The following is a 13,450-nucleotide window of genomic DNA, read 5'->3' on the forward strand; positions in this document are numbered from 1 at the left end:
TCTTATGGTAATCTCAACTAAAAGTGAAACTTAATTTAATTGATTTTAAAAATATGGAATCATCTATAGAAACAGGTCATGTTGAGCCATCAGTCATTGCTTTTGACGTATTTGGTACACTTATAAAATAGGAGAAAGACGTTTCCCATATAGAAAATTAATGAAATAGCTGAAAGAAAATGGGTGACAACCAAAACCTGATGATGCTAAATTTATTATATCCCGCAATTTAAATTTGGTAGAACGTGTAAAGCTATTAGCAGCAAATATTCCAGACCAGTTTCTGCAAGAACTTGAACATGATTTAAATGAAGAATTACGGTCTATTGCACTATATGAAGATACCTTAACTACTTTGGAAGAATTAAAAAAAATTGGGGATTAAATTGGGATTATGCTAAAATTTAGCTATGCCATATGGAAAATTTTTTTCTTCATTATTACCTCCCCTTGATACTTATGCTTGGAGTTATGAAGTTGGTGTAATTAAACCTGGACCGAAAATCTATCAATCGCTAATTGACCAACTACGTTGCCAAACTTCAGAAGTTTTATTTATTGGGGACACAGCTCTTGGCTGATTTTACAGGGACAACAGCATTTGGCATGTCTGCTAGATTGATAGATCGTAAAAATGGTCAAAAATTGGCAGATATTTTAGTGGATATTATTGGCTGACAAGTATTTGCTCTCAGGACTGAGAAAAAATTATTTTTAAAAATATATGTAAGTTCAATCACTAAAATTAGTCTCCTTTCTTTAGTTTTTCTATATAAGCCTCGCATTGAGGAGGCAAACCAAGATTATATTTTAAAGCGATATCTACTCTAGCTGTCACATACTCGATATTTTGAATTTCACGCTGCTGAGCAAAAATTTGAATCGCAGGATGTAACTGTTCTGAGCAACTCGCATCATTACTAAAGTATTTTAGTATCTTGGTTTCATAAAAATAAATAGCAGCAAACAATCGACCATCTTCAAAAATAATCGCTGATGAAGCATCTAAACTGGATGCAGACCGACCTTCATAGTACAAAGCCTCATCTGTTTTCAACAAATAAGGCGCTGAGTAATGCTCAAAATGAGATTGAAATTTTTGATAATCATGCTTTAACAGCTTTTGAAGTTCTGTTTGAATTTTTTGATTTGAAGCAATTTGCGTAATTGATGAAATATCTGAATATTGATCTAAGTCTAACGCTTGTGCATGAATCAATGTAGGAAGAAACAAAAGAAGAGCAAAGGAATATTTCTGCTTCATAGCGGGAACGAGTCTGTCGTTTATTCGATGATGTCCATATGAGCTTACTTATGGAATGTTCATTTTATATGGACACTTATGGAGTATCAATAAGAGTAAAACCCTTTTGTATAGATTTCATAACATTCTCCACAAATGTTTATTGTTTATTTATAAGCTTTATAAACTTATTTAGCTTATTTTATGTATAGCACTAAATATGCCAAGAGTGATTATAATAAAATTAACAGAAAAAACAGCACTTTAAAAAAATAAAATTGTTACAGTGTGGTTTTAATGTTTTTTTTGGTAAAAAAATGACATTTTTTGTCACTTAAACACTATTTTCTAGCCCAATATAATCGGGTCATTACTCAATTCATTCTGCCGATCTGTTGTGGCATGTGCATAAAACTCAATTAATACCTCTCCAATACTTTCCACACCCTTTATAACGGCTACTTTATAGTGCTGTGCTGCCAGTTGTTGAATGATATTCTGACAAATTTGATCCCAAACCACTTGTTCGGTCGCTTTTTGAATTCCGCGATCAATCACAATTTCAACTTTTTGTTCACATAAATTTAGATATAACAGCACCCCACTATTCAACTCTGTATCCCATACACCAAGTTCAGCAAAGAGCTGTTTCGCACGCCCACGAGTATCTAAATAATAGGCTTCTCGTGCAGGCATATGCCCTTCGATCACTACCTGAATTTCACCAACATGACCCTGTTCAGCAGCAGCTACCGATTGTGCAATCGCATGTTGATCTTGCTGATTAAAGAAACGTTTACTCGCTGGCATATGTAATAAATGCTTTAGCCAACGTTTAAAACTAGGTTGTACGACTTCATCTAGCTTTGGTTTGGTGACGATTTCCGTCGTTTCAGTTGTTGTTACCATGACCCTGATGCTCCTCCACCGCCGAAGCCGCCGCCTCCGCCACTATATCCACCTCCACCAAAACCGCCGCCGCCACGACCTCCACGTCCACCTCCCCCACCTGAGGAGAGAAAAAGCTGAAATATCGTTTGGGCTAAAGTCGTGATGAGTAAAAAGAAAATACCGCCACCAATCAGTAAACTGGTGACTAAACCAGCTCCATTGACCAAGCCTGCCACGGTTCCAGCAACTGCAGCCGTCGAGGCACTTAAACGCTTCCCCACCACAAATGAGCCAATTGCGCCAGCAATTAAAATAAATATAGCAGTACTAAACGTTTTACTTTTGGCTTCCTGCTCTCGAATAGCTTGGTCTTGGCGTTCTTCTAGTTGTTGCGCCGCTTGGGCTGCAACTTCAGGATCAAGATTTAAAATCCGTTCAATTTCAGCAAGCCCCGCATTGATCCCTTGAGCATACTGAGCTTGCTTAAAATACGGTGTGATTTGTTGGTTAATAATGCGATTCGCAATGATGTCCGGAATAACTCCTTCCAAACCATAACCCGTAAGAATCTGCATACGCCGGTCATTAACGGCAATTGCTATCAGCAAACCGTTGTCCTGCTTTGCTGAACCGAGCTGCCATTGGTCTGCAATACGCATGGCAAAACCAAAAATATCCTCTTGACCTGTAGTCGGGACAATCACCACGCCTATTTGGGCTTTTCCTGTGTCATGCAAGGCACGGATTTTTTGGCCAATGGCTTGCTTATCTTCAGCACTTAAAATATGTGCTTGATCAATCACGGGTTCATTTAAGGTTGGTAACACCCGTATCGATTCACCTTCTGCCATATCATTGGCAACGGGTGGTTGTGACACGGCATCAGTATTTGTCGAGCTTACATTATTGGAACTCTCCGCTTGCTGACCTTGAATAATTTTTCCAGCGATAACTGTTTCAGCACCACCATCTGTTGCTGTAGCAACCTCTGCCCATGTTAAAGAACTTAGACACAGCAGTCCTGATAAAATGAATGCAAGCACCCATTTATACGAAAACCGTAAGAACTGCTGCTGTACTATCATTCATTCACCCTATGGTTGCGATTACTTTAAGTCACAGCTAGTTAAATGACACCGTTGGTGCTTTTTGCGCGCTTTGCTCTGCACTAAAATTTGGTTTGGTGTCCATCCCAATCACCTTGGCAGTCATGACTTGTGGGAACTGGCGTGAATAGGAGTTAAAGTCTTGCACCGTAGTAATATAGCGATTACGCGCCACAGCAATGCGGTTTTCGGTGCCTTCGAGTTGGACCTGTAAATCACGAAATTGCTCATTGGCTTTTAAGTCTGGATAGTTTTCTGAGACCGCAATTAAACGCGACAATGCACCCGTCATTTGCGCCTGCGCGTCTTGATATTTTTGGAATAATGCAGGGTCTTCTAATACTTTTTTATCGACTTTTAAACCTGCCACATTGGCACGTGCCTGCGTAACTTCGGTCAGGACTTGCTCTTCATGTTTAGCATAGCCCTTCACCACATTCACCAAGTTTGGCACCAAATCTGCACGGCGTTGATATTGGTTTTGTACTTCCGACCACGCAGCTGTAACTGCCTCATCTTTGACCTGCAAGGTATTATAACCACAGCCCGATAGGGTTAAGGTGCTCGCAAGGGCAACAACGACAGCAGTTTTTTTCATAAAATTCATTCAGCTATCCTCTTTCTTTTGTATTTATTGCAATAACCTGATTGTAAACACATTTGATTATCCTTTTGTTGCTTTTAGTTAAAGTAGCTAAAAATGAAAGAACCGAGCGATTTTCACTCGGTTTTGATTATTTATTTTTATACTTAAACTAAATAGCCGCCTGCAATTCCTGCTGAAAACCTTCTAGTTGATAGTCGTCTACCAAACGGGTTTTCCAGTATTTCAACAGTTGGGTGTAATCAATATCTGAGGGATGAAAGTTGGTTTTGTAGTAAGACAGATATTCAGGCAGTAATTGCACAAACATCTTCGCCAATAAATACAATCCAAAAAGATTCCCGCCCAATTTCGGTATACTCTTTTTACGGTCTTGTAAAAATAAACGGCTGGCTGAATAAAAAGTTAAACTGGCAAAGCCTGTTGTTACACTGCGCATAATTAAACGGCGAATCTTGTCATCACCATAGACAGCTTGATAAACATCAAAAGCAACCGCGCGATGCTCAATTTCTTCAATGGCATGCCACACCCAGAGTTTCACTGCATCATCATCCAAGGTGCTCAATATCTCAGGGTGTCGTAAGATATAGCCACCTAGAAGCGCCGTAAAATGCTCAAAAGCACAGGTAATTTCGAGCTGAATTTTAGGATGCAAGTTTTTCACATAATCATCTTTACGTGCCAACCATGCCTGAAAACGGTCGAGATTATAATCATCACGGCGCCATGCAGCATTAAATGCAGTGTGTGCTTGAGAATGCATCGCCTCTTGACCAATAAATGCCGCAATCTGCGCTTGAAGATTTTCATCCTTCACTTGGTCACGTACATTGCGCACGCTATGCACAAAGAACTGCTCACCGATGGGAAAAGTTGAAGACAATGCCGTCAGTAAATGCGACATGACTGGTGAATTGGCAAAATAATGCCGGCGAATGGCTTTGGGGTTGAATTGCAAACGTCGAATCGTAATACCCTGAGCTTTTGGACGATGTTGATATAGTTTTTCTGTCGTCACTTGAGTCATGTCCATTTCCTAACATTTAACCGAGCGATCTTCAGTATCTGAATTTAGAGACCATTCACATATGGCAAAAATGCTTAGTACGTTTGCAAATTCGTCCATTTTTATCAGACTCTCCACCAGATCTTTTTCGATTTATCCCGATCCACCTCTTTCATATCATCTCAGGCAAATAGTGATCATACAAAAACCCGCCGAAGCGGGTTTTTGTGTTGGACGATTTAGATTAAATGTCTAAATAATCCAAAATACCTTCAGCCGCTTGACGGCCTTCCCAAATCGCTGTGACAACAAGGTCTGAACCACGAACCATATCACCACCCGCAAAGATTTTCGGATTTGAGGTTTGGAATTTATAGGTTTGCTGTTCAGCCGCAACTACACGACCTGAACCATCAAGGTTAATATTCACATTTGTAAACCAATCCGCAGGGCTGGTGCGGAAACCAAATGCCAATAAAACTGCATCTGCAGGTAAAATTTCTTCTGAACCCGGAATTGGTTCTGGACTGCGACGACCACGACTATCCGGCTCACCAAGTTGAGTCGTAACCACTTTCACGCCCGTGACTTTTCCATTTTCACCGACGATTTCAATCGGTTGACGGTTAAACAAGAAGTTCACACCTTCTTCTTTGGCATTTTGCACTTCACGACGTGAACCCGGCATGTTTTCTTCGTCACGACGGTATGCACAGCTCACCACTGCTGCACCCTGACGAATAGAGGTACGGTTACAGTCCATTGCAGTGTCTCCACCGCCAAGAACAATCACCTTTTTGCCTTCAACACTGATGTACTCACTTGGGTCTTTTTCCCAGCCTTGAGTACGGTTGACATTGGCAATCAAGAAATCCAATGCATCATAGACACCGTTTAGATCTTCACCTGCAAAGCCACCTTTCATGTAGGTATAAGTACCCATACCCATGAACACCGCATCGTATTCTGTAAGCAGTTGATCGATGGTGACATCTGTCCCAATTTCAGTATTTAAACGGAACTCCACGCCCATACCCGTGAAGATTTCACGGCGACGCTTCATCACATCTTTTTCCATTTTAAATTCTGGAATACCAAAGGTTAATAGACCACCAATTTCAGGGCGTTTGTCGAATACAACAGGTTTCACCCCGCTACGCACCAAAATATCAGCACAGCCTAGACCCGCAGGGCCTGCACCAATAATCGCGACTTTTTTATCTGTCCACTTGACTGAAGACATATCTGGACGCCAGCCTAGTGCAAACGCGGTGTCATTGATATATTTTTCAGCATTACCAATCGTCACTGCACCAAAACCATCGTTTAAGGTACAAGCCCCTTCACATAAACGGTCTTGCGGACAAACACGACCACATACTTCTGGTAGCGTGTTGGTTTGGTGACACAACTCTGCTGCTTGGAAAATACGACCCTCAGCAATCAACTTTAACCAGTTTGGAATGTAGTTATGTACTGGACATTTCCATTCACAATATGGGTTACCACACCCTAAACAACGGTGGGTCTGATTTGCTGCCACTTCCGCTGTAAAAGGTTTATAAATTTCCACAAACTCTGCTTTGCGGACCTGAATCTCTTTTTTCTCTGGATCTTGGCGTGCTACATCCAGAAATTGAAAGTCATTGTTTAGGCGCTCTGCCATGTCTCTCTCCGTGGGTAGGTGCAGCCCGTTTATCTATCGTCTGCACCTGCCTATGTATCAGCAGTAGTGGAATTATTGTGGATCAGCTTGAGTGGTTTTCAACAAAGTCTGTAAGTTGGCAGCTTTCGGTTTCACCAACCAGAATTTACGACTGTAGAAATCAAACTCATTACGGATCTTGTACGCCCAAGCACTACCAGTCTCAGCAATGTGTTCATCTAAGATACGGCTTAAGAACTCTTTATGTTCTTCCATCGATTCAGTCGAAATACGATTCAGCTCAATCAGCTCGTGGTTGTAATGATCAACGAAGTCATTATCAAGGTCAAGAACGTACGCAAAACCGCCTGTCATACCTGCACCGAAGTTATGCCCCACTTTACCGAGTACAGTCACGATACCGCCCGTCATATATTCACAGCAGTGATCGCCCGCACCTTCAATCACGGCAAAAGCACCTGAGTTACGTACCGCGAAACGCTCACCTGCCGTACCTGCCGCGAACAATTTACCGCCTGTTGCACCATATAAACAAGTGTTACCTATAATTGCAGTTTCTTGGGTTTGGAAAGGTGATCCTTTTGGTGGGAAGATCGACACACGACCACCTGCCATACCTTTACCCACGTAGTCGTTCGCATCACCTTCTAATCGAATGTGCAAACCACCCGCATTCCAAACACCGAGGGATTGACCCGCAGTCCCCATCAAGTTCATCTTCACTGGGTGTGCTTCCATGCTGAGGTTGCCATAACGACGCGCAATCTCACCAGAAATACGAGCACCAATTGAACGGTCACAGTTACCAATGGTGAAGTGATATTCACCAGTGGTCCCAGCTTCAATTGCTGGCAACATTTCTGCCACCATTTTCTCAGCAAGCAAGCCTTTATCAAACGGTGCGTTACCTTCAACTTCGCAGTACTGCGCCTTACCTTGCGCAGAAGGATGTGACTCCAGTAATGCACTCAAATCAAGGTGCGCATGTTTCTCCGTTTCACCTGGAAGCATTTCAAGCAAGTCTGTGCGACCAATCAAGTCTTTGAGGCTTGAAACACCCAACGCTGCCAACCACTCACGTGTTTCTTCAGCAATAAATGTGAAGAAGTTAATGAGCATTTGTGGCTCACCAATATAATGTTCTTGACGTAAATGATCTTGTTGAGTTGCAACACCCGTTGCACAGTTATTCAGGTGACAAATACGCAGGTATTTACAACCTAAAGCAATCATTGGTGTAGAACCAAAGCCAAAGCTTTCTGCACCTAAAATCGCAGCTTTTACCACGTCTAGACCTGTTTTCAAGCCACCATCGGTTTGAACACGGACTTTACCACGTAAGTCATTGACACGAAGTGCTTGATGCGCTTCAGAAAGACCTAGTTCCCAAGGTGAACCTGCATGGTGAATTGAAGACAATGGCGATGCTGCTGTACCACCGTCATAACCTGAAATGGTAATGAAGTCAGCATAGGCTTTTGCCACGCCTGCAGCAATGGTGCCTACACCCGGCTCAGACACCAGTTTCACTGAAACCATCGCTTGAGGATTGACTTGTTTTAAGTCAAAGATCAATTGTGATAAATCTTCAATCGAGTAAATGTCATGGTGTGGTGGTGGAGAAATTAGGGTCACACCCGGTACTGAATAACGTAAACGTGCAATTAAGCCATTCACTTTACCCCCAGGTAATTGACCACCTTCACCCGGTTTAGCCCCTTGCGCTACTTTAATCTGCAAGACTTCAGCAGAAGTTAAATACGCAGGTGTTACACCGAAACGACCTGATGCAATCTGTTTGATTTTCGAGTTACGAATGGTGCCATAACGCGCTGGATCTTCACCGCCCTCACCCGAGTTTGAACGGCCACCAATGGTGTTCATCGCAATCGCAATCGCCTCATGCGCTTCAGGAGACAATGCACCTAAAGACATGCCTGCAGAGTCGAAGCGCGGTAAAATCGCTTCTACAGACTCCACTTGATCTAGAGCAATCGAGTTATCAGTTTTTAACTTTAATAGGTCGCGAATTGTTGCCACTGGACGGTTATTTACCAGCTCAGCATATTCTTTAAAGTCTGCATATTGACCAGAACGCACTGATTTATGCAAAGCATTGATCACATCTGGGTTGAATGCATGGTATTCCTTGTCGAAGACAAATTTCAGCAAACCACCTTGATCGATCGGTTTACGTGTTTTCCATGCGGTATCAGCCAATTTCTTTTGGTCATTTTCAAGGTCAACAAAGGTTGCACCTTTGATGCGGCTCGGTACACCCGTGAAGCATTTTGAAACCACTTCTTCAGACAGACCCACCGCTTCAAACAACTGACCACCACGGTAAGAGGCAACCGTAGAAATCCCCATTTTTGAAAGGACTTTTAACAAGCCTTTTTCAATGCCTTTACGGAAATTCACTTGCGCTTGGATTGGGTCACCCAATAGCTCGCCTTTTGCAACCAAGTCATTGATCACATCATAAGCAAGGTAAGGATAAATTGCTGTCGCACCAAAACCTAGAATAACCGCAAATTGATGCGGATCACGTGCCAGTGCCGTTTCAACAATAATGTTGGCATCCGTACGCAAACCGACATTAATCAGGTAGTGATGCACAGCACCTGTTGCCATTAATGCATTTGCAGGCAAGAAACCTTGACGAATTTTCTTATCAGACAACACCAACAAGGTTTTGCCATCACGAATCGCTTGCGCTGCTTCTTCACAGATACGCGCAATTGCACCTTCTAGACCTTCATCTTCCGCATAATTTAAATCGATATCTGCAATTTCATAACCCTTACGACCCAGCGTACGGATTTGATGCATTTTCGAATTTGACAGTACAGGGCTTGAAATGATCAAACGATCCGCATGCTCAGGGCTTTGTTCAAAAACGTTTTGCTCACGTCCTAAACACGTTTCCAATGACATCACAATCGATTCACGTAATGGGTCGATTGGTGGGTTAGTAACCTGAGCAAACTGTTGACGGAAATAATCCGAGACATGACGTACTTGGCGAGACAAAACCGCCATTGGCGTATCATCACCCATTGAACCCACTGCTTCCTGACCGCTTTCAGCGATTGGACGAAGCAATTGATCACGCTCTTCAAAGGTCACCATAAACATTTTTTGTGATGCTTTCAGGTCGTCGCCTTTTAAGCCTTGATCACATAAATATTCTTCAAGCTCTGGACTACCTTGTACACGAACCGAGTTTTCACGTAACCATTCACGATAAGGACGCATTTTTTTCAAATGCGTGCTGACATCTTTAGTGTCGAGCATTTTACCTGTGAAAGTATCGATCACCAAAATTTGACCTGGTCCGACACGACCTTTAGAAATCACGTCTTCAGGCTCGTAGCCCCATACACCAATTTCAGATGCCAATGTGATGTAACCATTTTTGGTAATCACCCAACGTGCTGGACGTAAACCATTACGGTCCAACATACAAATTGCATGACGACCATCTTGAATCACGAGCCCCGCAGGACCATCCCACGCTTCCATATGCTTCGAGTTAAACTCATAGAATGCACGTAAATCGGCATCTAACGTCTCCACGTTCTGCCATGCTGGCGGAACCAACATACGCAATGCACGGAACAAGTCCATACCGCCGCCCACAAGAATTTCAAGCATGTTATCTAAGCTTGAAGAATCCGAGCCAGTACGGTTCACGATTGGATTGAGCTCAGTTAAACCAGGCAATAATGGGTTTTCAAACTTTGGCGTACGCGCCATCGCCCAGTTACGGTTCGCAGTAATGGTATTAATTTCACCATTGTGTGCAAGATAACGGAATGGCTGAGCCAAAGGCCAACGCGGCAAAGTATTGGTCGAGAAACGTTGGTGGAACACCACAATATGTGACTCAAGACGTGGATCTGCCAAGTCTGTGTAAAAATCAGCAATCGCTTCAGGCATCATCAAGCCTTTATAGCTAATCACTGTTGAACATAATGTAGTTACATAAAATGAAGCATCATTAGTAAGCTGCTGTTCTGCACGGCGGCGTGCCAAGAAAAGTTTACGGTTAAACTCAACTTCAGATACACCCATTGGGCAGTTCACTATAATTTGCTCAAATGCAGGAAGTGACTGCATCGCAATCGAACCTAAAGCATCGTTATTGGTCGGAATCACACGCCACGCCAATACTCGGCAACCTTCAGATTCAATTTCTTTAGTTAGAATTTGTTTTGCATGTGCTGCAATTGCTGGATCGAGGCTTAAAAACACCGTGCCGACAGCAAAAACTTCACTGAGTGTAATATCACTGAGTTTTTTCGCTTCTTCGCGGAAAAACTGTTTTGGCATTGCTAAGAGTAAACCGCAACCATCCCCTGTCTTACCATCTGCAGCAATACCACCGCGGTGGGTCATACAGCTCAGACTGTGCATAGCAGTCTTGACAAGATGATGGCTTGGATCACCCTGCATATGGGCGATTAAACCAAAACCACAGTTATCTTTAAACTCATCCGGTTGGTATAAACCTTGAGCGGGAGCTACAGTATTAGGCGATGGCATGTGCATAGCGTACCCTTCTTTCTACAGGCCCTGTCGGGCGTCTAACAATCTAATTACTTCTTGCCGATTCGTTCAATTGACTCATATTCAGATTCTGATTGAAGTACAGCATTTTTTCTTCACACCCAAGATAGACTGATTTTCGTCTTTATGCATGTCTTAATTGAAAAAATGTATGCAGCAGTCACGCACTTATTTAAGGCACTTGGCCGCTACTATTTCGCTCATAAATCGAATCTTTTTTGCGCCAAAACAGTGACATCAACTCAATTCATGCACCATTAAAGCAAGTTTTATGCCAATTATTTATTTTGTGTGTTAAGCGCTTTAGTTTTATTAGGTTTGTGTTTTTTACGTAAAAATTTAGTTCGAGGACAATCCATTTATTGCACTATATCTGTGCACATATGGAATTTACATTTTTTGATGCGCCATAATGAACCAATTTTAATTAAATGGGTCGGTCACTTCAGGTTCATTTGTTTTATTTTGTGGCGCATTCTCTACGGTTGTTTGTGACTTTTGCACATCAACCACATTTCCATCCACATCACGACGAGTAACCGTCGTCGATGTTGTCGATTGTTTATTTTGTGCAACTGCTGCACGTGCCGCTTGTTGACGCGCAGCAAGCGTGGCTTCATCAATCGCGGGCACAGCGGCTGGTTTCAACTGCACAGCATACAGCTTATTGCTAAGTCCAAGTTCATCAGAACCTAGGTCATTGACATATTCAGCATAACTTTCAATTTTTTCAACTTTGGGTTGCACCGACTTCGGCAACGTCAGTTTTAAGTCCGCCAATACCTTTTGCGCCTCATTGGCATTTTTATATACACCATAGATCAGCACATATTGCTCAATTTGGTTTTCACCCGTCAGCCTTAGGTAACTAAACGCTTGACGATCAGATTGCCTTTGCAAAAAGCGCTTAATAATCGCTTCTTCTGAGACTCTAAACAGTTCAACTGTACTGTTCTTTTTATTTTCCTGAATAAATTTGGTCCCACGAAATTCAGCTTCATGTTGTGCAATAGCCACCACACGTGTCGTCATATCCAAAGGTTTTACTTCATCGAGGAATGAGCCTAAATGGGCGGTGGTTGCGACTTTTTCTGGCTGAATTTGTAACTCAACTTCGGATTCAGCTTTTTTTTCAACTTCAACCACAGTCTCTTGATCTGTAATAGCCCAAAAGATTAAGGCGCCAAACAAGCATACCCCTCCGAATGCAAGCCAAATATAATTTTGCTTTGTCTGCCACTGGGTTCGAAGGGTTGTTGCCATAATAAAGTTATGCCTGCTCTTGGTTGGCTAAAATCGCCTGTTTCATCAATTCTACATCAAATGTTTTGGTAATGATGGCCTGGCCTACCGCTTGCATCAAAACCAAACGAAGCTGCCCGTTCAAGACTTTCTTATCATGCGCCATATACGCCAAAAAGTCATCGAGGGGAATCTGCGGACATACTATCGGTAAATTCGCACGTTGAATGATATTTTTTGTACGCGCCAAATCTTCTGCACTGATCCATCCCATACGCTGCGATAAATCTGCTGCCATCACCATACCTGTTGCCACAGCTTCACCATGGAGCCATTCACCATAGCCTAGATAAGATTCAATCGCATGTCCAAAGGTATGCCCAAGATTCAATAAGGCACGCTCACCTTGTTCTTTTTCATCATTGGCAACAATACGCGCTTTATGGGCACAAGAACGATACACAGCTTCAGCCAGTGCAGCTTCATCACCCTGCACCAAATCATCCATATGTTGTTCCAACCAAGCGAGAAAGTCAGCATCACCCAAAAGTGCATACTTAATCACTTCTGCCAAACCTGCTGATAACTCACGTGGTGGCAGCGTTTTAAGTTGAGACATATCCGCCAAGACCACTTGCGGCTGTTGAAATGCCCCGATCATGTTTTTACCCAGCGGATGATTAATCCCTGTTTTACCACCGACACTCGAATCAACCTGGGAAAGAAGTGTCGTTGGCACCTGAATAAAATAGACTCCACGCTGGAAGCATGCCGAAGCAAAGCCCGCCATATCCCCAATCACGCCACCACCTAAAGCTAAAACTGTGCAATCACGGTTGAAACCTGATTCTAGTAATGCATCAAAAATCAGGTTGAGGTGCTCAATATTCTTATATTTTTCACCATCAGGCAAAATACAGGTTGCAACTGTTTTTCCCAACGCTTCAATTGCTGCCACGTAACGGGCTAAATACAAAGGTGCGATCGTTTCATTACTCACAATCATCACTTGACGCCCATGAATATACGGCTCAAGTAAAGCTTTCGGATCTAAATCACTACCAATAAAGATCGGGTAACGGCGTTCGCCAAGTTCAACATATAAGGTTTGCATGGA

9 protein-coding genes and 1 pseudogene are annotated in these 13,450 nt (G+C 42.6%); 1 reads left to right on the forward strand and 9 read right to left on the reverse strand.

The genetic code is table 11. The annotated features are described in order from the left end of the window. Positions 1–53 precede the first annotated feature (53 nt). Positions 54–678: pseudogene (locus F986_RS17690) on the forward strand (HAD family hydrolase). A 67-nt stretch (positions 679–745) separates the two neighbouring features. On the opposite strand, the gene F986_RS01925 reads toward F986_RS17690, so the two are convergent. The 9 genes from F986_RS01925 to aroB all read right to left on the reverse strand — a co-directional run bounded on the left by F986_RS01925 (position 746) and on the right by aroB (position 13,447). Next, positions 746–1,264, reverse strand: a complete 519-nt coding sequence (locus F986_RS01925; RefSeq protein ID WP_004691485.1) for a hypothetical protein — start codon at positions 1,262–1,264, stop codon at positions 746–748. A gap of 327 nt (positions 1,265–1,591) precedes the next feature. Continuing rightward, positions 1,592–2,152: a TPM domain-containing protein gene (locus F986_RS01930; protein WP_004691486.1), complete on the reverse strand. Its 561-nt coding sequence runs from the start codon at positions 2,150–2,152 to the stop codon at positions 1,592–1,594. Beyond that, on the reverse strand, positions 2,146–3,219 hold the full coding sequence (locus F986_RS01935) for a TPM domain-containing protein (RefSeq protein WP_004691487.1): 1,074 nt from the start codon (positions 3,217–3,219) through the stop codon (positions 2,146–2,148). Before F986_RS01935 ends, F986_RS01930 begins: the two co-directional genes overlap by 7 nt. 37 nt (positions 3,220–3,256) lie before the next feature. After that, on the reverse strand, positions 3,257–3,847 hold the full coding sequence (locus F986_RS01940; RefSeq protein WP_004691488.1) for a LemA family protein: 591 nt from the start codon (positions 3,845–3,847) through the stop codon (positions 3,257–3,259). A gap of 148 nt (positions 3,848–3,995) precedes the next feature. Next, the gene (locus F986_RS01945) at positions 3,996–4,874 is read right to left on the reverse strand and encodes a metal-dependent hydrolase (protein WP_004691489.1); all 879 of its coding nucleotides are present in this window, start codon (positions 4,872–4,874) and stop codon (positions 3,996–3,998) included. Positions 4,875–5,097: 223 nt separating this feature from the next. Beyond that, positions 5,098–6,519 (reverse strand): FAD-dependent oxidoreductase, encoded by a 1,422-nt coding sequence (locus tag F986_RS01950; protein WP_004691490.1) that lies wholly within the window; start codon positions 6,517–6,519, stop codon positions 5,098–5,100. A 72-nt stretch (positions 6,520–6,591) separates the two neighbouring features. Next, positions 6,592–11,067 carry a glutamate synthase large subunit gene (gene gltB, locus F986_RS01955; protein WP_171057620.1) on the reverse strand — a complete coding sequence of 1,492 codons (4,476 nt, stop codon included), beginning with the start codon at positions 11,065–11,067 and terminating at the stop codon, positions 6,592–6,594. Positions 11,068–11,514: 447 nt separating this feature from the next. Continuing rightward, positions 11,515–12,354: a hypothetical protein gene (locus F986_RS01960; RefSeq protein WP_017397246.1), complete on the reverse strand. Its 840-nt coding sequence runs from the start codon at positions 12,352–12,354 to the stop codon at positions 11,515–11,517. Positions 12,355–12,361: 7 nt separating this feature from the next. Continuing rightward, a complete protein-coding gene (gene aroB / locus F986_RS01965; RefSeq protein ID WP_004691493.1) occupies positions 12,362–13,447 on the reverse strand; it encodes a 3-dehydroquinate synthase in 1,086 nt (361 codons plus the stop codon). Between the last annotated feature and the right edge of the window lie 3 nt (positions 13,448–13,450).

The organism is Acinetobacter johnsonii CIP 64.6, from assembly GCF_000368045.1.
In the GTDB taxonomy this organism is placed as follows: domain Bacteria; phylum Pseudomonadota; class Gammaproteobacteria; order Pseudomonadales; family Moraxellaceae; genus Acinetobacter; species Acinetobacter johnsonii.